At 66.4% G+C, this 23,459-nt stretch carries 21 protein-coding genes; 8 read left to right on the top strand and 13 right to left on the bottom strand.

The genetic code is table 11. The annotated features are described in order from the left end of the window. Window positions 1-3 precede the first annotated feature (3 nt). Complete coding sequence (mutS, locus tag EV560_RS07300; protein WP_248311931.1) at window positions 4-2,742, bottom strand: DNA mismatch repair protein MutS; 2,739 nt, start codon at window positions 2,740-2,742, stop codon at window positions 4-6. Between the two features lie 14 nt (window positions 2,743-2,756). Beyond that, the gene (locus EV560_RS36335; RefSeq protein ID WP_248311972.1) at window positions 2,757-3,029 is read right to left on the bottom strand and encodes a hypothetical protein; all 273 of its coding nucleotides are present in this window, start codon (window positions 3,027-3,029) and stop codon (window positions 2,757-2,759) included. Here EV560_RS36335 and EV560_RS07295 point away from each other — a divergent pair. Together EV560_RS07295 and EV560_RS07290 are read left to right on the top strand one after the other, a co-directional pair. After that, entirely contained in the window at window positions 3,013-4,677 is a 1,665-nt protein-coding gene (locus EV560_RS07295) for a methyl-accepting chemotaxis protein (RefSeq protein ID WP_348982196.1), read from the top strand. The two genes, EV560_RS36335 and EV560_RS07295, sit on opposite strands and share 17 nt — an antisense overlap. Before the next feature lie 143 nt (window positions 4,678-4,820). Beyond that, complete coding sequence (locus tag EV560_RS07290; protein ID WP_131855072.1) at window positions 4,821-7,106, top strand: NADP-dependent malic enzyme; 2,286 nt, start codon at window positions 4,821-4,823, stop codon at window positions 7,104-7,106. A 166-nt stretch (window positions 7,107-7,272) separates the two neighbouring features. On the opposite strand, the gene EV560_RS07285 is transcribed toward EV560_RS07290, so the two are convergent. From EV560_RS07285 to EV560_RS07245, 10 genes are all read right to left on the bottom strand, one after another. Then, window positions 7,273-8,241, bottom strand: a complete 969-nt coding sequence (locus EV560_RS07285; RefSeq protein WP_131855071.1) for an SMP-30/gluconolactonase/LRE family protein — start codon at window positions 8,239-8,241, stop codon at window positions 7,273-7,275. Then, window positions 8,238-9,524: a TRAP transporter large permease gene (locus EV560_RS07280; RefSeq protein ID WP_131855070.1), complete on the bottom strand. Its 1,287-nt coding sequence runs from the start codon at window positions 9,522-9,524 to the stop codon at window positions 8,238-8,240. Before EV560_RS07280 ends, EV560_RS07285 begins: the two co-directional genes overlap by 4 nt. Before the next feature lie 4 nt (window positions 9,525-9,528). Beyond that, complete coding sequence (locus tag EV560_RS07275; RefSeq protein WP_131855069.1) at window positions 9,529-10,050, bottom strand: TRAP transporter small permease; 522 nt, start codon at window positions 10,048-10,050, stop codon at window positions 9,529-9,531. 29 nt (window positions 10,051-10,079) lie between these two features. Next, the gene (locus tag EV560_RS07270) at window positions 10,080-11,096 is read right to left on the bottom strand and encodes a TRAP transporter substrate-binding protein (RefSeq protein WP_131855068.1); all 1,017 of its coding nucleotides are present in this window, start codon (window positions 11,094-11,096) and stop codon (window positions 10,080-10,082) included. Window positions 11,097-11,160: 64 nt separating this feature from the next. Then, window positions 11,161-12,180, bottom strand: coding sequence for a Gfo/Idh/MocA family protein (locus EV560_RS07265; RefSeq protein WP_131855067.1), 1,020 nt, complete (start codon window positions 12,178-12,180; stop codon window positions 11,161-11,163). Next, entirely contained in the window at window positions 12,177-13,286 is a 1,110-nt protein-coding gene (locus tag EV560_RS07260; protein ID WP_131855066.1) for an isocitrate/isopropylmalate dehydrogenase family protein, read from the bottom strand. Before EV560_RS07260 ends, EV560_RS07265 begins: the two co-directional genes overlap by 4 nt. Then, complete coding sequence (locus EV560_RS07255) at window positions 13,283-13,990, bottom strand: GntR family transcriptional regulator (protein WP_131855065.1); 708 nt, start codon at window positions 13,988-13,990, stop codon at window positions 13,283-13,285. Before EV560_RS07255 ends, EV560_RS07260 begins: the two co-directional genes overlap by 4 nt. 91 nt (window positions 13,991-14,081) lie before the next feature. Next, entirely contained in the window at window positions 14,082-15,575 is a 1,494-nt protein-coding gene (locus EV560_RS07250) for a carboxypeptidase M32 (RefSeq protein WP_131855064.1), read from the bottom strand. A gap of 35 nt (window positions 15,576-15,610) precedes the next feature. Continuing rightward, entirely contained in the window at window positions 15,611-15,748 is a 138-nt protein-coding gene (locus EV560_RS35725) for a hypothetical protein (protein ID WP_165923361.1), read from the bottom strand. Window positions 15,749-15,903: 155 nt separating this feature from the next. Beyond that, window positions 15,904-17,052 (bottom strand): amidohydrolase, encoded by a 1,149-nt coding sequence (locus EV560_RS07245; protein ID WP_131855063.1) that lies wholly within the window; start codon window positions 17,050-17,052, stop codon window positions 15,904-15,906. 219 nt (window positions 17,053-17,271) lie between these two features. Between EV560_RS07245 and EV560_RS07240 the strand changes: the two genes are divergently transcribed. After that, complete coding sequence (locus EV560_RS07240) at window positions 17,272-17,574, top strand: hypothetical protein (RefSeq protein WP_131855062.1); 303 nt, start codon at window positions 17,272-17,274, stop codon at window positions 17,572-17,574. Between the two features lie 28 nt (window positions 17,575-17,602). On the opposite strand, the gene EV560_RS07235 is transcribed toward EV560_RS07240, so the two are convergent. After that, window positions 17,603-18,772: a hypothetical protein gene (locus EV560_RS07235; RefSeq protein WP_131855061.1), complete on the bottom strand. Its 1,170-nt coding sequence runs from the start codon at window positions 18,770-18,772 to the stop codon at window positions 17,603-17,605. Window positions 18,773-19,156: 384 nt separating this feature from the next. On the opposite strand from EV560_RS07235, the gene napE reads away from it, so the two are divergent. From napE to EV560_RS07210, 5 genes are all read left to right on the top strand, one after another. After that, on the top strand, window positions 19,157-19,339 hold the full coding sequence (gene napE / locus EV560_RS07230; protein WP_131855060.1) for a periplasmic nitrate reductase, NapE protein: 183 nt from the start codon (window positions 19,157-19,159) through the stop codon (window positions 19,337-19,339). A gap of 10 nt (window positions 19,340-19,349) precedes the next feature. Continuing rightward, entirely contained in the window at window positions 19,350-19,664 is a 315-nt protein-coding gene (locus tag EV560_RS07225; RefSeq protein ID WP_131855059.1) for a chaperone NapD, read from the top strand. Next, window positions 19,661-22,162: a periplasmic nitrate reductase subunit alpha gene (gene napA, locus EV560_RS07220; protein WP_131855058.1), complete on the top strand. Its 2,502-nt coding sequence runs from the start codon at window positions 19,661-19,663 to the stop codon at window positions 22,160-22,162. The genes EV560_RS07225 and napA overlap by 4 nt, the downstream gene beginning before the upstream one ends. Further along, the gene (locus EV560_RS07215; RefSeq protein WP_131855057.1) at window positions 22,129-22,629 is read left to right on the top strand and encodes a nitrate reductase cytochrome c-type subunit; all 501 of its coding nucleotides are present in this window, start codon (window positions 22,129-22,131) and stop codon (window positions 22,627-22,629) included. The genes napA and EV560_RS07215 overlap by 34 nt, the downstream gene beginning before the upstream one ends. Before the next feature lie 114 nt (window positions 22,630-22,743). Continuing rightward, window positions 22,744-23,457, top strand: a complete 714-nt coding sequence (locus EV560_RS07210; protein WP_131855056.1) for a cytochrome c3 family protein — start codon at window positions 22,744-22,746, stop codon at window positions 23,455-23,457. Window positions 23,458-23,459: the final 2 nt, after the last annotated feature.

Below are 23,459 nucleotides of genomic sequence, written 5' to 3'. Positions count from 1 at the left end.
AACCTAGCTAAGACCCTTGAGCTTGTAGAGTGCTTCCAGCGCCTGGCGCGGCGTCATCTCGTCGAGGTCGAGCTCGGTCAGCGCATCGCGCAGCGCGTCCGCCGCCGGAGCGGCCTCGGCCACGGGGGCAGGGCGCCTGACCGGCGCAGCGAAGAGCGGCAGGTCGTCGACCAGCGAGGCGACCGGCTTCTCGCGCTCGGTCTTCTCCAGCTCGCCGAGGATGGCGCGGGCACGCTCGACCACCGCGGGCGGCAGGCCGGCGAGCTTGGCGACCTGGATGCCGTAGGAACGGTCGGCCGCGCCCGGCACGACCTCGTGCAGGAAGACGACCTCGCCATTCCATTCGGTGACGCGCACGGTTGCGTTGGCGACGCGGTCGAGCCGGTCTCCGAGCGCGGTCAGCTCATGGTAATGCGTCGCGAAGAGCGAGCGGCAGCGGTTGATCTCATGCAGATGCTCGATCGCGGCCCAAGCGATCGAGAGCCCGTCGAAGGTCGCGGTGCCGCGGCCGATCTCGTCGAGGATGACGAGCGCGCGAGGGCCGGCCTGGTTCAGGATCGCCGCGGTCTCGACCATCTCGACCATGAAAGTCGAGCGCCCGCGGGCGAGGTCGTCGGCCGCGCCGACGCGCGAGAACAGCCGGTCGACCACGCCGATATGCGCCTGGCTTGCCGGCACGAAGGCACCCATCTGGGCGAGCACGGCGATCAGCGCGTTCTGGCGCAGGAAGGTCGATTTACCCGCCATGTTGGGACCGGTGATCAGGCAGATGCGCCCACCCCTGGCCTTGGCATCCGGCGGCGAAAGCTCGCTGTCATTGGCGACGAAGGGCTTGCCGTCGCGCTTCAGCGCCGCCTCGACCACGGGGTGGCGCCCGGCTGTGATCGCGAAGGCGGTGCCTTCGTCGACGAGCGGCCGCGTCCAGCCCTCACTCGCGGCAAGTTCGGCGAGCGCGGCGGTGACGTCGATCTCGGCCAGCGCCAGAGCCGCCGTCTTGACGGGCTCCGCTTCGGCCAGCACGGCCTCGGTCAGGGCGGCGAAGATCGTCAGCTCAAGCTTCAGAGCCCGGTCGGCGGCAGAGGCGATCTTGGATTCGAGCTCTCCGAGCTCGACCGAGGAGAAGCGCATCGCGTCCGACATGGTCTGCCGGTGCACGAATGTCGCCCGCCAGGGCTCCTTGAGAAAATCCTCGCCGACGGCCTGCGGCACCTCGACGAAATAGCCGAGCATCGAATTGTGCTTGATGCGCAGCGTCCGGCAGCCGGTCTCGTTGGCATAGCGCGCCTGGAGCTGGGCGATGACCTTGCGCGAATCGACCTGGAGCAGGCGCAGCTCGTCGAGCGCCGCGTCGTGCCCGTCGCGGACGAAGCGGCCGTCGCGCTTGTTGAGCGGCAGTTCGTCGGCGAGCGTCTCCGTCAGCTTGAGCGGCAGCGTGGCATCGGTCTGCGCGAGCGCATCGGCCGCCAATGCGAGGTCGCGCGGCAACTCGCGCCGCCCGCTGAGGGCCATCGCGAGGTCGCGCGCAGCGGTCAGGCCGGCGCCGAGGGCGGCGAGATCACGCGGGCCGCCACGGTCGAGCGAGAGTCGCGCCAGCGCGCGGGCGATGTCGGGCACACGGGCGAGATCGCGGCGCAGATCGTCGCGCAGCGGTGTGTCGGTCACGAGCGCCTCGACCGCGTCGTGCCGCGCTGCGATGGCGGCGGGGTCGGTAAGCGGCCCGGCGAGCCGCTCGGCGATCAGGCGCGCGCCACCCGGCGTCACCGTGCGGTCGATCGCCGAGAGCAGGCTGCCGGTGCGTTCGCCCGAGAGCGTGCGGGTCAACTCGAGATTGGCGCGCGTCGCCGCATCGATCAGCATGGTCGCGCTGCCGCTGTCGCGCACCGGCGGCGAGAGCGGCGGGCGCGCGCCGAACTGAGTACGCTCGACATAGGCGAGGGCGGCGCCCGCCGCCGCGATCTCGGCTCGGCTGAAGGCGCCGAAAGCGTCGAGCGTGGCGACACCGAAGAACTCTTTCAACCTCCGTTCGGCGGAGGCGGCATCGAGCCCCTCGCGCGCCAGCGGCGTCACCGGGACGGTGAGCTCGCGCCAGAATTCGCGCAGCTCCGGATCGTCATGGATCGCCTCGGGGCAGACGATCTCGCGCGGCTCGAGCCGAGCGAACTCGACGGCGAGCCGCTCCTGCGGCGTCTCCAGCACGGAGAAGCGTCCGGTCGAGATGTCGACGGCGGCAAGCCCGTAGAGCGAGCCCGCATCGCTCAGCTTGCGGCGCGCCACCGCCACCAGCAGGCTGGCGCGGCCGGGCTCGAGCAGGCGTTCTTCGGTGATCGTGCCCGGCGTGACCAGCCTGACCACGTCGCGCTGCACCACCGACTTGCCGCCGCGCTTCTTCGCCTCGGCCGGATCCTCGGTCTGCTCGCAGACCGCGACGCGGTGTCCCGCTGCGATCAGCCGTTGCAGGTAGTCGTCGGCGCGCTCGACCGGCACGCCACACATCTTGATGTCCTCGCCGAGATGCTTGCCGCGCTTGGTCAGCACGATGCCGAGCGTGCGCGAGGCGATCTCGGCATCCTGGAAGAACAGCTCGTAGAAATCGCCCATCCGGTAGAACAGCAGGCAGTCCGGATTGGCGGCTTTGATTTCGACATATTGCGCCATCATCGGCGTGACGCGGCCGGCATCGGCCGGCGCCTTGGCGGCGGAAATGTCGATGGCGGGCGGGGTGGCGGTGTCGTCTCGGCGCATGGCGGCGGACGCTATCAAAAAGCGCGGCGCCTCGCCCATGCGTTAGGACGGCTTTCAACAATTGAAAGCATCGTCAGTGAAATCTTACTGGCCGAAAGTCCGCGGATGGCGTTGATTCTCGATTTGATCGAAAGCCTGTCCTTCGTCCTGCTTGCGGCGTTGGCGTTGACGATCATCTTGCCGCGGATTGAACGCTGGCGATATCTGCCGCCGCTGGCGACGGGGCTGATCCTTGGCGCGGCCGGCTTCTGCAGCATGATCGAGCCGGTGATGCTGAAGCCTGGCATCGCCATCGATTCGCGTAATATCGCCATTCTTCTCGCCGGGCCGCTGGGCGGCCCCATCGCGACCATGCTCACTGCCGTGCCTCTGGCGCTCTTTCGCTATTCCAATGGCGGCGCCGGCATGCCGGGCGGCATAGCCGGCATCCTGCTCAGCGCCGCCTGCGGTCTGGCGATCCATCTGCACATTGCACGCAAGCGGCGCCAGCCCGCGATCACGGATGTCTGGCTGCTCGGGCTGGCCGCCGCCTTCGTGCTGTTTCCACCCGTGCTGCTGCTGCCGGATTGGGACGTCGCCCTGTCAGTGCTGCGTATGGCGACGCCACCGGCGCTGCTGGTCAACGTCACCGGCACGATGCTGGCCGGCATGATCCTGTTCGGCGATGCCGAGCGGCGCGAGAACGCCTATCGCCTGCGCTCGCTGATCGATCGGGCGCCGGGCACGCTCTATCAGCGCGTGGTGCGACCCGACGGCACGCTGAGCTACCATTTCGCCTCGTTCAGCATCGACGGATTGCTCGGCATCTCCAAGGAGGCGGTCGAGCGGGATCCCGAGATCTGGCTCGGCAAGATGCTGCCGGAGGATCGCGCCCGCTTCGAACGGGAGCGAGCCGCCCCGGGTGGAGCCGATTTCTGGCGTTTCGAGGCCCGCTATCTCTGCCCGGACGGCTCCATAGCCTGGCTGCGCAGCGAGGCGGCGATGCGCCGGCTCAGGGATGGCTCTATGGTCTGGGACGGCATCCTGCTCGATGTCACCGACGAGAAGACGCTCGAGACGCGCCGGCAGGAGATAGAGGAGCAGCGCAAATCGGCGCTCGACGAGCTTGCCGCCAATCTCGAGATCACGGTCGGCCAGGCGCTGCAGCAGGTCGCGGCCTCGGTGCGCGACATGCATCAGGCCGCGAGCCAGATGGCCGAAAGCGCCAATCAAACCGCCTTGCGCGCCGTCGATGTCACGCGTCAGGCCGAGCACGCCTCGCAGCGTGTCGGCAGCGTCGCGATGGCGGCGGAGGAAATCGATGCCTCGATCCGTGAATTGACGCGCCGCACCGCTCACGCCGACGACACGGCCCGCGACGCCGCAAGCTATGTCCGGTCCACCCGGCAGGATGTCTCGGGCCTCGGCGCTGCGGCTGACAAGGTCAGCGCCGTGCTCGATTTCATCGAGGACATCGCCTCGCGCACCAACCTGCTCGCGCTCAACGCCACGATCGAGGCCGCCCGCGCCGGCGCGGCCGGCCGCGGCTTCGCGGTCGTCGCCGGCGAGGTCAAGAACCTCGCCGAACAGACCCAGAAGGCGACTCGCGATATCGGCGAGACCTTGCAGGAGATCCGCACCGCCGCAGCCACGGCCTCAGACGCCATCGCGCAGATCGAGGGCACGATGAGCGTCATCGAGCAGACCTCCGGCGCCATTGCCGATGTGGTGAGCCGCCAGGCCGAGATCGCTTCCGGCATCGCCTCGGATGCCCAGCTCGTCGCGGGCAGCACCAATGCGGTCAGCGAAAGCGTCGGCAGCGTCGGCACCGAAGCGCGCGGCACCGGCGAGACCGCTATCCGCGTCGTCGAAGCGGCGCGCCAGGTCAGCGATCAGACCGTGGCGCTCGACCGCTATGTCGGCGACTTCGTCCGCAGCGTGCGCGGCCGGCTCTGAGCCTTTTCGCCGCACGCAAAACAGGCAGGCGATTTTTGCTGGACCGTCATGCCATCTGGTTGACAGACGCGCCTTGTGGAGCGGCCTAGCGCTGCCCTATGGTCCGCCTCCCTCCCGGAAACGCTCACAAAAAGAACAAGCGCATGACCGACAAAAAGCCGATCAAGCACGCCCGCCCGACATTCACCGATCAGGAAGCCCTGCTTTTCCACTCCGAAGGGCGCCCGGGCAAGCTCGAGATCGTGCCGACCGTGCCGATGGCGACGCAGCGCGACCTTTCGCTCGCCTACTCGCCCGGCGTCGCTGTGCCCGTCCTCGCCATCGCCGATGACCATACCAAGGCCTATGACTATACCGCCCGCGCCAACCTCGTCGCGGTCATCTCGAACGGCACAGCCATCCTCGGCCTCGGCAATCTCGGCGCGCTCGCCTCGAAGCCGGTGATGGAAGGCAAGTCGATCCTGTTCAAGCGCTTCGCCGATGTCGACTCGATCGACCTCGAGGTCGATGCCGAGGATCCCGACACCTTCATCAACGTCGTGCGCTATCTCGGCCCGTCCTTCGGCGGCATCAACCTCGAGGACATCAAGGCTCCCGAATGCTTCATCATCGAGCAGCGCCTGCGCGAGCTGATGGACATCCCGGTCTTCCATGACGACCAGCACGGCACGGCGATCATAGCCGCCGCAGGCCTGATCAACGCGCTCGACCTGACCGGCCGCGACGTCAAGTCGACCCGCCTCGTCATCAACGGCGCCGGCGCGGCCTCGATCGCCTGCACCGAACTGCTCAAGGCGATGGGCTTCAAGCCCGACAACGTCATCCTCTGCGACACCAAGGGCGTGATCTACCAGGGTCGCACCGAGGGCATGAACCAGTGGAAATCGGCCCATGCCGCCATCACCGACCGGCGCACCCTGGCGCAGGCGATGGAGGGCGCCGACGCCTTCTTCGGCCTCTCGCAGAAGGGCGCCGTGACCGCCGACATGGTGCGCTCGATGGCGCCGAACCCGATCATCTTCGCCATGGCCAATCCCGATCCGGAGATCACGCCGGAAGAGGTCGCCGCCATCCGCGACGACGCCATCATGGCGACCGGCCGCTCGGACTATCCCAACCAGGTCAACAACGTCCTCGGCTTCCCCTTCATCTTCCGCGGCGCGCTCGATGTGCGGGCTACCACGATCAACATGGAGATGAAGATCGCCGCTGCCGAGGCGCTCGCCTCGCTGGCGCGCGAGGATGTCCCGGACGAGGTCGCCGCCGCCTATCAGGGCTCGCGTCCGCGCTACGGCAAGGACTACATCATCCCGGTCCCGTTCGACCCGCGCCTGATCCATGTCGTGCCGATGGCGGTCGCCAAGGCGGCGATGGAGACCGGCGTCGCCGGCAAGCCGATCGCCGATTTCTCGGGCTACCAGGCGCAGCTCTCGGCGCGGCGCGACCCCGTTGCGGGCACGCTGAACCGCATCTTCGAGCGCGTCCGCCGCTATCCCAAGCGCGTCGTCTTCGCCGAGGGCGAGGAGGAGCAGGTCATTCGCGCCGCCATGTCCTTCGTCAACCAGGGACTCGGCAAGGCCATTCTCGTCGGCCGCGAGGAGCCGATCCTGGCGACGGCAGCCTCGCTCGGCGTCGATCTCGCGGCTCGCGGCATCGAGATCCACAATGCCCGCCTCTCGCATCGCAACAGCGCCTATGCGCAGTATCTTTATGAGCGGCTGCAGCGTCAGGGCTTCCTGTTCCGCGATTGCCAGCGCCTGATCAACCAGGACCGCAATCATTTCGCTGCCGCCATGGTCGCGCTCGGCGACGCGGATGCGATGGTGACCGGCGTCACCCGCAACTACTCGATCGCGCTGGAGGAGGTCCGCCGCGTCATCGACGAGAAGCCCGGCCATCGCGTCATCGGCGTCTCCGTCGTGATCTCGCGCGAGCGCACCGTGCTGGTGGCCGATACGGCCATCGCCGAGATGCCGACGGCGCAGGAGCTGTCGGAGATCGCGACCGAAGCCGCCGGCGTGGCGCGGCGCCTCGGCTATGATCCGCGCGTCGCCTTGCTCGCCTTCTCGACCTTCGGCCATCCGGCCGGCGAGCGCTCCGAGAAGGTGCAGGAGGCGGTGCGCATCCTTAATCGCCAGCGTGTCGATTTCGAATATGATGGCGAGATGGCCGCCGATGTCGCGCTCAACCCCGAGCTGATGGCGCAGTATCCGTTCTGCCGCCTCAGCGGGCCGGCGAACGTGCTGGTCATGCCGGCTTTCCACTCGGCCTCGATCTCGACCAAGCTGATGCAGGAACTCGGCGGCGCCACCGTGATCGGCCCGCTGATCGTCGGCCTCGACAAGCCCGTACAGATCGTGCCGCTCGGCGCCAAGGACAGCGACATCGTCAATATGGCGGCGCTGGCAGCGTTCAACATCGGCGGCTGAGCGAGCGCCAGGGACACGCGCAATCCGTCATGGTCGGGCTCGTCCCGACCATCCACGTCTCCGCTCGTCGAAGGCTGTATCCAAGACGCGGATGCTTGGCGCTAGGCCGAGCATGACCGGAATCTTGGCTGCGGCACGCCTCGGGCGTGCCGCAGCCGGAGGCCGGCTAATAGTGCCAGTGCACCGGCGGCAGGCCGGCGACAGGCAGCTCGACCTTGGCGATATGGTCGCCGAGCAGGCAGCCGAGATAGGCGGTGCGCAGCTCCGGTCCGCCAAAGGCGATGCTGGAGAGATTGCGCAGCTTGGCCGCGGGATTTGAATCCATATGCGGCCGACCGAGCGCATTGTCGCCGAAGGCCGCCTCGACCCAGGCGACATGGTCGGCATCGCTCTCGCTCAGCACGATCGCGCAATCGCCGCTCTCGGGATCGATCCGCATCAGCTGGTTCGAGATCACCCCGGCGATCCAGACCTTGCCCTCGGCATCGAAGGCGAGCCCGTCGGGGAACTGGCCTTCGCCGAATTCATAGACGACCTCTTTCGGCCCGAGGCTGGCATCATCCTTCAGCGGGAAGCGGCTGAGCCGCCTGCCATAGGTCTCGTTGACATAGAGCCAGCGCCGATCGGGCGAGATCTGGCATTCATTGGTGAAACCGAGCCCGTCGGCGGCGATGCGCGCGCCCGTCTCGTCCAGCACGGCGATGAAGCCGCTCTTCGAATCGAGCCGATAATCGAGCGATCGTGGCACGACGGTTGTCGAGACGGTGAGCCAGAGCCGGCCGCGATGATCGCGCACGACATAGTTCGAGGGCGGGATCGGCCGCCCATCGATCTCGGTCAGATAGGGCGAGACCTGCCCGTCCCGCGTCAGCCGCCAGACGCCGCCGATCTCGCTGCCGAGATTGGCGATGAGGAAGGAGCCGTCCGGCTCGAGCGCGATGCCGTTCGGGCGCAGGCCCTCCGGCAGATCGGCTGTCGTCCCGGCATAGAGCGCCTGTGTCCTGTCTGGCTTCAGATGGGCGACGCCGCCGCGCCAGTCGGCGGTGAAGAGATCGCCCTTTGCCGTGGCGAGAACGCATTCCGGGCGGCTGAGGCCCTTGCCGAGGAGCGCGACGTCCGAGAGGGAGAGCTTCATCCGCGCATGAACCAGACCAGGGCCATCGGGATCGCCTCGACATAGGTGACGAGGAAGAGGACGCAGAGCGCGAGGATGAACATCGGGATCAACTCGCGCGAAATCGCGACCATGCCAACGCGAGCGATCTTGGCGGCGACGAAGAGCGTGCCGCCGACCGGCGGCGTGTAGAGCCCGATGACGAGGTTGAACACCATGATCAGGCCGAGATGGACCGGGTCGATGCCGAAGGCCTTGGCTGTCGGGATGAAGAGCGGGGCCGTCAGCATCAGCGAGGGCAGCGGCTCCAGGAAGATGCCGACCAGGATCAGCGCCAGGTTCAGCAGCAGCAGGAAGACATATTTGTTCTCGGCAATGTTGAGGATCGACTGCGCCAGGTTTGCAGGGATCTGCTCGACCGTGATCAGCCACGAGAGAGCGCCGGTGGCGCCGACGACGAGCATCACGACCGCACTGGTGCGGAAGCTCTGCAGCAGCATGCCCGGCACCTGCGCCGGCTTGACCTCGCGATAGACGAAGAGCGCCAGGATCAGCCCGTAGAAGACGGCGACGGAAGCCGCCTCGGTCGGCGTGAAGATCCCGGAGAGGATGCCGCCGAGGATGACGACGGGCATGCCCGAGGCCGGCAGGATGGCGACGAAACTCTTCCAGATATCGGCCTTGGTCGGCATCGCGCCGCCGAGATCGCAGCCGAGCGAACGACCCTTCCAGATACAGATCAGGATCAGGGCGAATGCGAGCGTGAAGGCGGGGAAGACGCCGGAGACCAGCAGCTCGCGGATCGAGACATTGCCGACGAAGCCATAGACCAGGAGCGGGATCGAGAGCGGCATCAGCACGCCGATCGTACCGGCGACCGCGATCAGCGCACCGGCGAAGGCGCGCGGATAGCCGCGCTCGGCCATGCGCGGCACCATGATCGAGCCGATCGCAGCGGAATCCGCCACAGCCGAGCCCGAGACCGAGCCGAACATGGTGCAGGCCGAGACGGTGACGACGCCGAGCCCGCCCGGCATGAAGGCGAGCAGCGAGCGGGCAAAATCGATCAGCCGCTTGCCGACGCCGCCATGGGTGATCAGCTCGCCGGTGAAGATGAAGAGCGGGATCGCCGCCAGATGCAGCGGCTCGACGCTGGAGATGTAGGACAGGAAGATCGCCTCGAGCGGGTAGCCCTGCCCGAAGATCCAGATCGTCGCGACGGTGGTCAGCAGCAGCGCCCAGACCAGCGGCATGCCGAGCAGGGCGAGCGCAAAGAAGACGACGCAAATGACGGCGAGAACCATGGCGTCAGTCCTGGAAGGCTTCTTGCGGGATCGGCCTACCCATGGCGAGCAGGACGGTCTCGTAGATGACGAAAACGAGTGCGAAGGCGGAGCCGACCGGCATGGCCAGATACTGCACGCCGATCGGCCAGTGCAGCACGGTCATCTCCTGGCCCATCGTGCTCTCGGAAATGCTCAAGCCGTACCAGATCAGCAGCAGGAGCAGCCCGACAACGCCGACACGCGTCGCGAGCTCGACCGCATGGCCGATCGCGGGCGGGAACGAGTCCACGAACTCGGTGATGCGCATATGGGCGCCGCGCCGAGCGGCCGAGGCGCCGCCCAGAAACGTCGCCCAGAGCAACACGAACTCGCCGAATTCGGTGTTCCAGGCGATGTCGCTGTTGAGCGCCACGCGCGCCGCGACATTGGCGAACATCACGATGAGCAGGGTCGCGGCCAGCAAGGTCACGGCGACGTCGATCGCGTCGCCGAGCCAGCGCAGCGGGGCCGGCTCGGCCCGGTCCGGGCGATAGAGAAAGCTCATGCCGGCCTCCGCCTCAGCAGCTTGGACTGTCAGCTCATGCTCTTGCGGATCTCGGCCGCCTCGTTGAGCATCTGGTCGACAGCCGCGGCGCCGAACTCCTTGCGGGCGCGGTCATAGGCGCCTTCACTCGCCTTGCGCCAGATGGAGAGGTCGGGCTTGGTGATCGTGGCGCCCTTGGCGGTCATCTCGGCCAGCAGCTTGTCGTCATTGGCGCGGACCTCCTTGCGGTTCCAGTCGCCGGATTCCTTGGCCGCCTTGATGACGCCCTGCTGGTCCTCGGCCGACATGCCCTTGAACGAGCGCTCGGCCATGGCGAGCCAGAGCGGCGAATAGACGTGCTGCGACAGCGTCACGTATTTCGCGACTTCGTAGAAGCGCTGCGAGAAGATCGTGTCGATCGGGTTCTCCTGGCCGGAGACGGTATTCTGCTGGATGCCGAGATAGACCTCGGTCACCGGCATCACGACCGGCGAGAAGCCGATCGATTCCATGATCCAGCGGATCATCTCGACCGGGGCGATGCGCAGCTTCTTGCCCTTGGCGTCGGCCGGGCTGTTGAGCGGGAAGTTGGTGGTGAAGCTGCGGAAGCCCGCTTCCCAGTTGCCGATCACCCGCATGCCCTTGGCCGGGAGCTGGTCCGCCTGCTGCTGGATGAACTTGGAGCTGTCATAGAGCTTCCAGCCCTGCTCGTAATTCTCGGCGAGATAGGGCAGGGCGACGAGCGAGAGGTCCTTCACATGCGGCGTGAAGGTGACGACGCCGGTGACCGCGAAATCAAGTCCGCCGAGCTGGAGCTGGTCGAGCGACTTGGCGTCGTTGGCGAGCTGGCCGGAATGGAAGACCTGCACCTTGTAGCGGCCCGAGGTGTATTTCTCGACGGCGGCTGCGAACATCTCGGCTGCCTGCTGGCGCGCGCCGATCGAGGTGTCGGTATGGCTGAAGCGCAGCGTCTTCACATTCTGCGCGCGGGCGATGAAGGGAAAGCCGGTGACGGCGAGGCCGGTCGCGGCAGCAGTGCCTTTCAAGAGATCGCGTCTGTTCTGCATGATATCCTCCCCGGATGATGTGTGATGGCCAGTCGAGCGGCTTCTTCGGCCGCCTTCTCGTGGATCAGAGCGTGATGAAGCGACCCTCCCGAGCGGAGCGGTAGACAGCTTCCTCGATCGCAAGATTGCGCAGGTAGTCGCGGCCGGAATTGACCAGCGGCGTGCCCTTGGTCAGATGCTCGACGATGTGCTGCGACTGCCCGTAGACGCAGTCGCCGCCATAACCGCGATCCTGCCAGGCATAGGGATGTTCGGCTTCCTCGCCGCGCAGCTTGCGCAGGAAGAGCTTGCCGTAACCGTCGAGCCTGAGCACGCCCTGGTCGCCCTCGACCAGCAGCACGCCATTGGTCATGCGCGTATCGTCGGACGGGTGATCGACATGGCGGTTGCCGTCGAACAGCCCGGCCGCACCATCCGCGAAATCGAAGATCACCAGCCCGGCATCCTCACCCTTGATCACCGGGTTGATCCGCCGCAGCCGGGCGAAGACGCCGGTGATCTCGCCGAGCAGGTAGCGGAAGACGTCGATCAGGTGGATGCCGGTCTCGTGGATCAGGAAGCGCGGCATCTGCTGGAAGTAGGGCTGGCGCGAGAGATAGGCCTCCGGCCCCTGGCCATCGCCGGGGCGCAGCCGGAAGGTGATGTTGAGCGGCTTTCCAATCGCGCCCGCCCGGATCAGCCGATGCGCTTCCATGAACCAGGGCATGAAGCGGAAATTCTCGTGCACGGCGAGCATCACACCGGCTTTCTCGGCTGTCTCGACGATGAGGGCAGCCTCGTCATATTCGGGCGCGACCGGCTTCTGGCAGATCATCTTCACGCCGCGTTTCGTCGCTGCCTCGACCAGCGCCCGATGCGTCTGCGGCGGCGTGACGATGTCGATCAGGTCGGGCTTCACCGTATCGAGCATCGCCTCGGCCTCGTTGAAGGCTGCTGCGCCCGGGAATAGCGACGCTGCCGCCATGCGCTTGGCCTCGTCCCGGTCGGCCACGCCGACGACGCGCACGCCTTCCATCCGGCTCCAGGCATCCTGGTGGAACCGGCTGAAATAGCCGCAGCCAGCGATGGCGACGGACAGCGTCATTGCGGATCGGCCCCGCCGCTGCGGATCAGGTCGGCGACAGTCTGGCCGATCTCGCGCGTGCCGTTCCTGCCGCCGATATCGTAGCTGCGCAGGTTCATCGTGCCGAAGGCGAGGTCGATGCTGAGTTCGATCGCACGGGCGGCGTCGCGCGCAGCATTGCTGCCATGGCGCTCGCCGAGCCAGTCCAGCATCATCGCGGCCGAGAGGATCATCGCCGTCGGGTTGGCGATGCCCTTTCCGGCAATGTCCGGCGCCGTGCCATGGCTCGGCTGGAACATCCCATTGGCCGCGCCGATATCGGCCGAGGGCGCAAAGCCCATCCCGCCGATCAGCCCGGCGCCGAGATCCGACAGGATATCGCCGAACAGGTTCTCCATCGGCAGCACGTCGAAATCCCAGGGCCGGCGCACGAGATCGAGCGCCATCGCGTCGACATAGTGGTGGCGCGCCTCGATATCGGGATGCTTTGCCGCCGCCTCGTGGAAGACCTGGCGCATGAAGGCGAAGGAGCGGAAGACATTGGCCTTGTCGATAAGCGTCACCCGCCCGGGCGTGCCGCGCGTCTCGCGCCGGCGCCGCGCCAGCCCGCAGCAGAAATCGGTCAGCTGCTCGGTCACCGCCCGCGTGATCACCTGGGTATCGCGCGCCTCGCGGCCGTCGATGATCTCGCCCTTGCCGCGCGAGGCGAACATGCCCTCGGTCGATTCTCTGACGATGACGAGGTCGATCTTCGCTGCGCGCGCGTCGGCCAGCACCGGCGGCACGCCGGGAATGGCGCGGATCGGCCGGACGCCGGCATAGAGGCCAAAGGCCACGCGCATGTCGAGCTGCGGCGCGATCTCGGTGCCATCCGGAAAGCGGATATCGGGCCAGCCCATCGCGCCGAACAGGATCGCGTCGGCCTTGCCCGCCCGCTCCAGCCCGTCCTTGGGCAGGATCGCCCCGGTATCCTTGTAGTGATGGGCCCCGCCCGGGATCAGCTCCTGGCGGAAGGAGAGGTCGAAGCGCTCCTCGACCGCACCGAGCACGGCATGCGCCGCCTCCATGACTTCGATGCCGATACCCTCGCCCGGCATCACCGCGAGATGGAAGGAATTGGAGCTCATAGCCGCTGGATTCCGTGACGTTCGATGATGGCGGTGAGTTCGTGGCCGCCACGCTTGCGGTGGATGAAGTAGAGGTCGCGGGCGCGCTCGCAGTTGCCGGCAAGGATCGCCTCGACCACGGCGCGGTGCTCGGCGGTCGATTTAATCGGCAGCGGCCGCAGCGAGAGCGTGAACATCCGGGCGCGATGCGCCTGGTCCCAGACCTGCATGATCATCGCTGCGAGCCGCTTGTTGCCGCAGAGCCGGGCGAGGTTGAGGTGGAACGACTCGTCGGCCGCCGCCCAGGCGTGGAGATCGGGCTCGCCCTGCAGCGCCGCCTCCATCGCGTCACAGGCCTCGATCAGGCTCGCCAGTTCCGTCCGGTCCGGCCGGCGTGCCGCGAGGAGCTCGACCGCGGTCGGCTCCAGCGACATCAGCACTTCGTAGATCTCGCGCATGTCGTCGGGGGACAGTGCGGAGATGCGCACGCCATGGCGCGGGACAATCTCGAGCAGCCCGTCCTGCTGCAGCCGCACGAAGGCCTCGCGCACCGGCGTGCGCGAGGCGTTGAGTTCGGTCGCGACCTCGCTTTCGAGGATTTGCGCGCCCGGCGGATAGCGATTGTCGAGGATCTGCTGCTTCAGCCGCGCATAGACCGTCTCCGTCGATCGCGGCGCCCGCGCCGGGCGCTGGTCGGACTCGGGAAGGCGGTCGGGAACCGTCATATGCGTTTGTGCGTCCAATAACGTATACGTTGATGCGCACATTGATGCCGTGCGTCGCGGAATGCAAGCGGCATTTCGCGGGCGGTTGCGACTATTCGCCGAGATAGCGCCGCTTGAGATGCGCCTTGAACACGCCGGCATCGAGCGGCCGGCCGGTGGCGCGGCTCAGGAGTTCGTCGGTCTCGTACAGCGAGCCCTGTCCATGAATGTGCTCGCGCAGCCAGCCAACCAGCGGCTTGAAATCACCGCGCCCGATCGCCGGCAGGATGTCCGGCACGGCCCGGCAGGCAGCGTCGAAAATCTGCGCGGCGGTCATCGCGCCCAACGTATAGGTCGGGAAATAGCCCCAGCCACCGCTCGGCCAATGGATGTCCTGCAGGCAGCCCAGGCGGTCATCGGGCGGTTCGACGCCGAGCAACTCGCGCATTCCGGCGTTCCAGGCGCCCGGCAGCTCCGCAAGCGGCATCTCGTTCGCGATCAGCGCCTTCTCGATGCGATAGCGCAGGATGACATGGGCCGGATACGTGACCTCGTCGGCATCGACGCGGATCAGCCCACGCTCCACCTGCGTATAACGTCGCCAGAGCGTGTCGACCTCCCAGGCCGGGCCAGAGCCGCCGAATGCGGCGCGCATCTCCGGCGCGGCGAAGCCGATGAACTCGCGGCTGCGGCAGGCCTGCATCTCGACTAGCAGCGACTGACTTTCGTGCAGGCTCATGCTGCGGGCATGGCCGACCGGCTGGCTCATCCACGCTTGCGGCCTGCCCTGCTCGTAGAGCGCATGGCCGGTCTCGTGCAGCACGCCCATCAGCGCCCGCGAGAAATCCGTCTCGTCATAGCGCGTGGTGATGCGGACATCGTTGTCGGCGCCGCCGCAGAACGGATGGGTCGAGATATCGAGCCGTCCGCGCTCGAAATCGTAGCCGAGCGCCGCCATCATCTTGAGCCCGAGCGCGCGTTGCGCCTCGACCGGAAAGGGTCCTTCCGGAGCGGGCGAGGCCGGCCGGCGCGCCTGAACCGTCAGCACCTCCTCGACGAAGCCTGGCAGGAAGCCGGCAAGATCATCGAATAGCGCGTCGATCTTGGCCGAGCGTCCGCCCGGCTCGTAGTCGTTCAGCAGCGCGTCATAGGCGGAAAGGCCGAGCTTCTCCCCCTTGGCCTGGCCGATCTCACGCTGGAGCTTCAGCACCTCGGAGAGATAGGGCAACAGCGCCGGGAAATCGGCATCGGCGCGGGCCTGCCGCCAGGCCATCTCCGAGGCCGAGATCGCCTTGCTGGATGCCTCGACCAGATCGGCCGGCAGCGCGGTCTCGACCGTCCAGCTGCGCCTGATCTCGCGCAGGTTGGCGCGCTCCCAGTCGCTGAGCCTGCCATCGCTCTCGGCCTCGCCGAGCCAGTCGCCGATGCGCGGATCGGTCACCATGCCATGGCGCAGCACATGCAGCAGCGCCATGCTCTCGGCCCGTGTGCCGGCGGCGCCCTTCGGCATCATCGCGTCGCTGTCCCATTGCAGGATGCCGACGGCGTTCGAAAGCGCGGCGATCTTGCCGAAATGCGCGGCGAGCTGCGAATAGGCGGCAGTCATGGTTCATCCTCCGGCCCGACGCGGGCCGTGATCTTCTAGCCCGCCCGCAGCGCGGCGTCGAAACTGTCCTGCAGCATGCGCCGGCAGGCCTCGGCCTGCTCCCGGATATGGTCATGGAAGATATGCGGGATGATGTCGTCGAGATCGCGCAGCGCGACGTCGACCGCGGTCATGAGATCGATCTCGAGAGGCTCATGCTTGACGGGCTGCCGCTCCGGTACGCGAAACTGAAGAACCTGGCCCATGGCCACCCCACGCTGACGAATCACTGCCGATATCCAACAGCGTGGGGCGTATTGAGCAGGTTAACGGCGCGGCGGCCGAATGGTTAACCGAGCAGGTTGCGCAGCGTGCGCATGAAGACGCGCGCGCCCGGCGCGATGATGTCGTCGGGGAAGTCATAGTCGGGATTATGCAGATGCGGGCTGCTCTCGCCCGAGCCGAGCAGGAACATGGCCGATTTCGCCTTGCGCCCGAACAGGCCGAAATCCTCCGAGCCGCGCGAAGGCGAGGCGGTTGGCCCATGAGCCATCTTCTCGTCGTCGAGCGCCTGGCGCAGCAGCGCCACGGCTTCCGGGTTATTCTCGCAATGATGGAAGACGTCGTGATAATCGGTCTCGACGCTGAGCCCGCTCTCCGCGGCGGCTTGCCTGACCAGACCTTCCGCGCGTTCGCAGAGCGCGCCCATTTGCGCATCGGTCAGCGTGCGCAGCGTCGCCCAGATCTCGGCCCGGCCGGGCGCGATGCCGAAGGCAGGTTCGCCCATCGCGGCATGGGTGACGGTGACCAGGGCGTAATCCTCGTCGAGTGCGCCACCCGGGCCGAGCGCGGTGAGCGCCGGCATCAGCTTTGCGACCGCGGTCATGGGCGAGAGCCCGTGCTCCGGCGTCGAGGCATGCGAGGTATGCCCGGTCAGGACGATCCGCAGCCCGCGCGAGGCGCAGTTCGCGTAGCCTTCCGAGAGCGCGACATAGCCGAGCGGCAGGCCCGGCCGGTTATGCAGCGAGAAGGCGTAGTCGGGCGCGATCTCCTCGAATTTGCCATCGGCTATCACGGCGGCGGCGCCTGCGCCGGTCTCCTCGGCCGGCTGGAACAGCAGGATCGCCCGGCCCCGTCGCGGCCGGGAGCGTCCGAGCCCGCGCGACAGCGCCGCGACGATCGCCATATGTCCGTCATGACCGCAGAGATGGCCCTTGCCCGGGACCTGCGAGCGGTGCTCGCTCTCGGAAAGCTCCTCGATCGGCAGCGCGTCGAGCTCGCAGCGCACCAGCACGGTCGGTCCCGGCTCGCTGCCCTCGTAGATCGCCGCCACGCCGTGACCGCCGAGATCCGTGACGATCTGGTCCGGCTTGCTTGGTGTCAGGAACCCGAGCACGGCTTTCGCCGTTTCCCGTTCTTCGCCGGAGATTTCCGGTGCGCGATGCAGCTCGCGTCGGAAAGCAACCAGCTCGACGAGGTCGGAATTGCTGAGAAACATAGTGGGAATCCTTCATCGCTGCGTCGCAGGCCGACGGCAGCTTCACCAAAGCCCGCCGCTCGGCAAGGGCCACCGCCGCACCGGACCGTGGCGATTTTCGCAGGAGGTTGCGGGTTGCCGGAGCGGCCGAGATCAGCCAGCTTCGCTTTCCTCATCGGTCTGTCCCGGTGCCGGCGAGTCAGGCGCGAACGAAGCCAGGGAATTCGAAGGATTCAGGACATGAGCAATATCTTCCGTGCCGCTGCCTTGGGCCTGGCAGCCCTGTCCGCCGGCTGCGCCGGCTCCTCGCGTGTGGCGGTCCCGACTCAGGCGCCGACGGCGACCGCCAGCAAGCACATTGCCAATGACGGCGCCGGCGGCCTTGTCCTGCCTGACGGCACGCGTGTTGCGACCGATGCCACCGGCGGTTTCACCCTGCCCAATGGCTCCTATGTCAGGCGAGATGCCTCGGGCGCGCTCAACCTGCCCAACGGTGCCCGCTGCCTGCCGGACGGCCGCAGCGGCGGCTATAATTGCCCCTGACGCCAATTCCCCCGTGATCGGCGCTGGCCTATTTGGTCTTGGCCAGCGCCAGCAGCGCCTGCTCGTCGCGTTCCAGATGGATGATCGGCAGGGCCTCATTGCCGCCACCGCTCAGTCCGAGTGACTGGGCAATCGTGTCGCGCCAGGCCTCAGCCTCCTCGGGATCGCTGATGATCCAGACCGTGCGGCGCGGCTTGAAGCGCTCGATACCGACGATCGTGAGCTGGTGGCGCACGATCTCACGCAATGAGATCTGGTCGTCGGCGCGCTTGGTGACGGCCGCCTCGACATAGGAATCCTTATCGTAGGCGGGCAAAGGCGGCTCGACCAGCAGCGCATCGACATCATCGACGATCAGCAGGTCGACATCGCGCCAGGGCCAGAGCACGCGCCCGTCCTGCTCTTCCAGATCGACATGGGGCTTGTCGGGCGTGGTCTTGGGCAGGCAATCGGCCGTCGCCTCGAACAGCTTGGTGAGCGTGGTGTAGCGCGCGATCCCGAGCCGGAAGGCGTATTCGGTGCCGATGCCGCAGGCGAGGCAGGTCTTGCCGGAGCCAACGGACCCGGTGACCAGGACATGGCGGACGGTCGGCGGCAACGGATTGACCCGCTCCGGCGTCGAGAGCGCGATCACCGTGTCACGATGGTCGGCACCCTCGCTGAATTTCGAGCATAGGTTCGTTAGCCGGAACAGGAAGGGCAGTCCAACCTGCTGAAAGGTCATCTTGCGGCGCACCCACCAGATCACCAGGATCGCGGCGGGCACGAGCAGGATGACGAGGGCGACGATGGCGTGCCAGCCGCCGAGCCCGGCGGCGCCGGCGACGATGGCGCCGGCGCCGATATAGAACAGCGCGGTCGCGACGTTCCACCAGAGCTCCCGGGTGTTGAGCGGGAAGAGCGGCCCCTGCCGCTTGCGCTCGCGCACAATGTCGAGCACCTCCTTCGCGACCCAGAGCACGATGTTCAGCGCCGCCGCGATGATCGCGGTCTTCCAGGCCGGCAGATCGGTGAAGATCGCCGCGATGATCCAGCCGAACAGGAAGGTGATCTGGAAGCCAAGGCCGAAATGCCCGAACTGGTCGGCGGTCCAGACATAGCTGACGGTCGGCGTCTGCTGGACATCCTTGCCGAACCAGTCATAGCGCAGCTGCTTCACGACATCCTTCAGGGATGGCGGCTTGAGCTTGCCTGTCATGATCCCCCAACCCCGCGTCTTGACTGCCGAATGCCTGACGTAATAGCGCTGCTGCAATGGAGGCCGCGCTTCTTCTTCAATCGACGCTATTGCCACCCGGTTTGCAAGAGTTTCGCAGGTGAAGCGCCGAATAAATCCACTCTTGCGGCGGCTTAAACTGACTTTGACCTGCTATTCAGGCTCGGTCGCGACGGCCGAGATTGGCATCGGCCGTGGCGGTGGAGGACCTCGGGCACCAACCGTCCCCTCCGGCCAAAAACCGCTTAGCAGATGCGAGACGCCGCTCTGGACAGCCCTACCTCCGCGCCATAATGTTCTTAGAATAGATCCAGACAATTGAACCCAGTCGGCCTGGTATATGACCACGCTTCGGGAGCAATCGCGATGTCTGAGGACGACGTTGTCCATGTCGCGGCAGACGCCCGCACCAAACGCGACGAAATCGTCGCGTTCATCATCCTTGCAGTCCTGATCTGGCCCATCATCGCCGTCGGCATCGTCGGCGGCTACGGCTTCCTGGTCTGGATGTCGCAACTGGTCCTCGGACCGCCCGGCCCTCCGCGCTGAGGAACCGGCCATGGCGAACCGTCACGATCTCGACAGACGAAGCTTTCTGACGGGACGTGTCGTTGCGCCCGTCGTGCATATTTCCAGCGCGGTCGTCTCGGCCTTCCCCGCGCGTTGCGCCGAGCTGGTCGAGCGCCTGAGCGCCCTGCCCGGCACCGAGGTCCACCGGGTCGAGAACGGCAAGATCGTCATCGTCATGGAAGCCGGGAGCAGCGGCGAGCTTGGCAGCCGTCTCGCCGGCATCGCCCTGATGGACGGCGTCCTGTCGGCCAATATGGTTTTCGAACAGATCGATAGCCTCGACGATAGAGGAGCCGAGACATGACGCTGTCCCGTCGCGAGATGCTGAAGGCGCAGGCGGCGGGCATCGCCGCGCTCGCCGCCAATATGAGCGGTCCGGCCGAGGCTCAGCCCGTCACCGGCGGGGTCGACGCCTTGCAGATCAAATGGTCCAAGGCACCCTGCCGCTTCTGCGGTACCGGCTGCGGCGTCATGGTCGGCGTCAAGGAAGGCAAGGTCATCGCCACCCATGGCGACATGAAAGCCGAGGTCAATCGCGGCCTGAACTGCGTGAAAGGCTATTTCCTCTCCAAGATCATGTATGGCGAGGATCGGCTGACCCAGCCGCTTCTGCGCAAGAAGAACGGCGTCTACGCCAAGGACGGCGAGTTCACGCCGGTCTCCTGGGACGAGGCCTTCGACACCATGGCCGCCAAGGCCAAGCAGGTCCTCAAGGACAAGGGTCCGACCGCGCTCGGCATGTTCGGCTCAGGCCAGTGGACCATCTGGGAGGGCTATACGGCGACCAAGCTGATGCGCGCCGGCTTCCGCTCCAACAACCTCGATCCCAACGCGCGCCACTGCATGGCCTCGGCCGCCTACGCCTTCATGCGCACCTTCGGCATGGACGAGCCGATGGGCTGCTACGATGATTTCGAGCATGCCGACGCCTTCGTGCTCTGGGGCTCGAACATGGCGGAAATGCATCCGATCCTGTGGACGCGGGTCGCGGACCGCCGGCTCGGCCATCCGCATGTCAAGGTCGCGGTGCTCTCGACCTTCACCAATCGCAGCGCCGATCTCGCCGACATCCCGATCGTCTTCAAGCCGGGCACGGATCTGGCGATCCTCAATTACATCGCCAACCACATCATCACGACCGGGCGGGTGAACCAGGATTTCGTCGGCAAGCATACCAGCTTCGTGAAGGGCGCGACCGAGATCGGTTATGGCCTGCGACCGGATGATCCGCGCGAGCTCAAGGCGAAGAAGGCGGCCGATCCGGGCGCGACGACGCCGATCGACTTCGCGGCCTATGCCGCCTTCGTCAAGGACTACACGCTCGACAAGGTCTCCGCGCTGACGGGCGTCGAGCCCGGCTTCCTCGAGCAGCTTGCCGAGCTCTATGCCGATCCCAAGCGCAAGGTCGTCTCGTTCTGGACGATGGGCTTCAACCAGCATGTCCGCGGCGTCTGGGCGAACCAGCTCGTCTACAACCTGCACCTGCTGACCGGAAAGATTTCCGAGCCGGGAAACAGCCCGTTCTCGCTCACCGGCCAGCCTTCGGCCTGCGGGACGGCGCGCGAGGTCGGCACTTTCGCCCATCGTCTCCCGGCCGACATGACTGTCGTCAATCCCGAGCATCGCAAGCATGCCGAGGAGATCTGGCGGGTGCCTGCAGGCATCATTCCGGAGAAGCCGGGCTACCACGCCGTGGAGCAGGACCGGATGCTCAAGGACGGCAAGCTCAATTTCTACTGGATCCAGGTCAACAACAACCTGCAGGCGGCGCCGAACAGCACCGGCGAAACCTATCCCGGCTATCGCAATCCCGAGAATTTCATCGTCGTCTCCGACGCCTATCCGACCGTGACCGCCATGGCGGCCGACCTGATCCTGCCCGCCGCGATGTGGGTCGAGAAGGAGGGCGGCTACGGCAATGCCGAGCGGCGCACGCATTTCTGGCACCAGCTCGTCAAGGCGCCGGGCGAGGCCCGCTCCGACCTCTGGCAGATGATGGAGTTCTCGAAGCGCTTTACGACCGATGAAACCTGGCCGGCGGCGATCCTCGACGCCAATCCGAACTATCGCGGCAAGACCTTGTTCGAGGTCCTGTTCAAGAACGGCCATGTCGACCGTTTCGGGCTGAGCGAGATCGACCCCGGCTATGAGAACGCCGAGTCCAGGGAATTCGGCTTCTACGTCCAGAAGGGGCTGTTCGAGGAATATGCCAGTTTCGGCCGCGGTCATGGCCATGATCTGGCGCCCTTTGACACCTATCACGAGGTGCGTGGCCTGCGCTGGCCGGTCGTGAACGGCAAGGAGACGCTCTGGCGCTTCCGCGAGGGGCTCGACCCCTATGTGAAGCCGGGCGCCGGCGTCGAATTCTATGGCAACAAGGACGGCCGGGCGAGGATCATCGCCGTGCCCTATGAGCCGCCGGCGGAGTCGCCGGACGAGGATTACGATCTCTGGCTCGTCACCGGCCGCGTGCTGGAGCATTGGCATTCGGGCTCGATGACCATGCGGGTGCCCGAGCTCTACAAGGCCTTCCCCGGCGCGCGCTGTTTCATGAATCCGGAGGACGCCCGCAAGCGCGGCCTCAACCAGGGTGCCGAGATCAGGGTGATCTCGCGGCGCGGCGAGATGCGCACGCGCATCGAGACGCGCGGCCGCAACCGCATGCCGCCCGGCGTCGTCTTCGTGCCCTGGTTCGACGCCAGCCAGCTCATCAACAAGACGACGCTCGACGCGACCGACCCCATCTCCAAACAGACGGATTTCAAGAAATGCGCGGTCAAGATCGTTCCGGTCTCGGCGTGATGCGCTGGGGAACCGCCTTCGGGGCCGCGCTGGCGGGCCTGCTCGTCTTCGCCTTCGGCGCCTTGTCTCAGGACGCCGCGCCTGTCCATATCGTGCCGCGCCTCACCGGCGCGACCGAGCCCATGGCTGACATGCGGGCGCCGCCGCTCGACCGCCCGGTCACCGACGATGTCAGGCGCATGCGCAATTATCCGGAGCAGCCGCCGATCATTCCGCACTCGATCGACGGCTACCAGCTGACGGTGAACACCAACCGCTGCCTGGATTGCCACAAGCGCGAGTTCACCGAGGGCTCGGGCGCGCCGATGATCAGCATCACCCATTTCCAGGACCGCGATGGGCAGGTTCTCTCCGACGTGACGCCGCGGCGCTATTTCTGCACCGCCTGTCATGTCCAGCAGACCGACGCCCGCGCGCTGGTTCCGAACCTGTTCCAGGACGCAAACGATATCGGCCGCAAGCGATAGAGCATTTTCGAGCGAAGTGGATCCCGGTTCGCGTGAAGAAAATGCGCCAAAACAAAGGGATAGAGAATTGACGCGGTTCGGAGAAGCGCGGAAATGCTCTAGCGGGGCGCCATCATGGCTAAGCTGAAGGCTCTGTTCCTGTGGGGCTGGAATTGGGTCCTGTGGTTCTGGCGGATCATCAGCCGGCCGAGTGCCTATCTCAGCCTCGGCTTCCTCACGCTCGGCGGCTTCATTTGCGGCGTGCTCTTCTGGGGCGGCTTCAACACGGCGCTCGAGATCACCAATACCGAGAAATTCTGCACCTCCTGTCACGAGATGCGCGACAACGTCTACCAGGAGCTGCAGCAGACCGTGCATTTCTCCAACCGTTCGGGCGTTCGCGCCACCTGCCCGGACTGCCACGTGCCGCATCAATGGACCGACAAGATCGCCCGCAAGATGCAGGCCTCGAAGGAGGTCTGGGGCAAGATCTTCGGCACGATCTCGACGCGCCAGAAATTCCTCGATCACCGGCTCGAGCTCGCCAAGCACGAATGGGCGAGGCTCAAGGCGAACGACTCGCTCGAATGCCGCAACTGCCATTCGGCCGTGGCGATGGATTTCACCAAGCAGACCCGCCGTGCCGCCGAGATCCACAGCCGCTTCCTGATCCCGAAGGAGAAGACCTGCATCGACTGCCACAAAGGCATCGCCCATCTCCTGCCGGACATGAGCGGCATCGAGCCCGGCTGGAAGGAGCCGCCGGATCTGCAGGGCAAGGGCAGCGCCTCCTGGCATGGGCCGGAGCGCGCGGTGCGCGCCTATCTGGCTGAGATTGAGCTTCGCTGATC

Origin of the sequence: Allobosea sp. BK604 (assembly GCF_004341515.1) — a bacterium.
In the GTDB taxonomy this organism is placed as follows: domain Bacteria; phylum Pseudomonadota; class Alphaproteobacteria; order Rhizobiales; family Beijerinckiaceae; genus Allobosea.
This window is presented reverse-complemented; position numbering and strand designations above follow the sequence as displayed.

What these genes read in the sequence shown, in the direction of transcription:
- EV560_RS07245 (WP_131855063.1), bottom strand. Translation starts at nt 17,052, where the DNA reads ATGTTTCTCAGCAATTCCGACCTCGTCGAGCTGGTTGCTTTCCGACGC.
- napE (WP_131855060.1), top strand. Translation starts at nt 19,157, where the DNA reads ATGTCTGAGGACGACGTTGTCCATGTCGCGGCAGACGCCCGCACCAAA.
- EV560_RS07265 (WP_131855067.1), bottom strand. Translation starts at nt 12,180, where the DNA reads ATGACGCTGTCCGTCGCCATCGCTGGCTGCGGCTATTTCAGCCGGTTC.
- EV560_RS07285 (WP_131855071.1), bottom strand. Translation starts at nt 8,241, where the DNA reads ATGAAGCTCTCCCTCTCGGACGTCGCGCTCCTCGGCAAGGGCCTCAGC.
- EV560_RS07295 (WP_348982196.1), top strand. Translation starts at nt 3,013, where the DNA reads ATGCTGAAGCCTGGCATCGCCATCGATTCGCGTAATATCGCCATTCTT.
- EV560_RS07250 (WP_131855064.1), bottom strand. Translation starts at nt 15,575, where the DNA reads ATGACTGCCGCCTATTCGCAGCTCGCCGCGCATTTCGGCAAGATCGCC.
- EV560_RS36335 (WP_248311972.1), bottom strand. Translation starts at nt 3,029, where the DNA reads ATGCCAGGCTTCAGCATCACCGGCTCGATCATGCTGCAGAAGCCGGCC.
- EV560_RS07235 (WP_131855061.1), bottom strand. Translation starts at nt 18,772, where the DNA reads ATGACAGGCAAGCTCAAGCCGCCATCCCTGAAGGATGTCGTGAAGCAG.
- napA (WP_131855058.1), top strand. Translation starts at nt 19,661, where the DNA reads ATGACGCTGTCCCGTCGCGAGATGCTGAAGGCGCAGGCGGCGGGCATC.
- EV560_RS07240 (WP_131855062.1), top strand. Translation starts at nt 17,272, where the DNA reads ATGAGCAATATCTTCCGTGCCGCTGCCTTGGGCCTGGCAGCCCTGTCC.
- EV560_RS07290 (WP_131855072.1), top strand. Translation starts at nt 4,821, where the DNA reads ATGACCGACAAAAAGCCGATCAAGCACGCCCGCCCGACATTCACCGAT.
- EV560_RS07210 (WP_131855056.1), top strand. Translation starts at nt 22,744, where the DNA reads ATGGCTAAGCTGAAGGCTCTGTTCCTGTGGGGCTGGAATTGGGTCCTG.
- mutS (WP_248311931.1), bottom strand. Translation starts at nt 2,742, where the DNA reads ATGCGCCGAGACGACACCGCCACCCCGCCCGCCATCGACATTTCCGCC.
- EV560_RS07275 (WP_131855069.1), bottom strand. Translation starts at nt 10,050, where the DNA reads ATGAGCTTTCTCTATCGCCCGGACCGGGCCGAGCCGGCCCCGCTGCGC.
- EV560_RS07270 (WP_131855068.1), bottom strand. Translation starts at nt 11,096, where the DNA reads ATGCAGAACAGACGCGATCTCTTGAAAGGCACTGCTGCCGCGACCGGC.
- EV560_RS07255 (WP_131855065.1), bottom strand. Translation starts at nt 13,990, where the DNA reads ATGACGGTTCCCGACCGCCTTCCCGAGTCCGACCAGCGCCCGGCGCGG.
- EV560_RS07225 (WP_131855059.1), top strand. Translation starts at nt 19,350, where the DNA reads ATGGCGAACCGTCACGATCTCGACAGACGAAGCTTTCTGACGGGACGT.
- EV560_RS07280 (WP_131855070.1), bottom strand. Translation starts at nt 9,524, where the DNA reads ATGGTTCTCGCCGTCATTTGCGTCGTCTTCTTTGCGCTCGCCCTGCTC.
- EV560_RS35725 (WP_165923361.1), bottom strand. Translation starts at nt 15,748, where the DNA reads ATGACCGCGGTCGACGTCGCGCTGCGCGATCTCGACGACATCATCCCG.
- EV560_RS07215 (WP_131855057.1), top strand. Translation starts at nt 22,129, where the DNA reads ATGCGCGGTCAAGATCGTTCCGGTCTCGGCGTGATGCGCTGGGGAACC.
- EV560_RS07260 (WP_131855066.1), bottom strand. Translation starts at nt 13,286, where the DNA reads ATGAGCTCCAATTCCTTCCATCTCGCGGTGATGCCGGGCGAGGGTATC.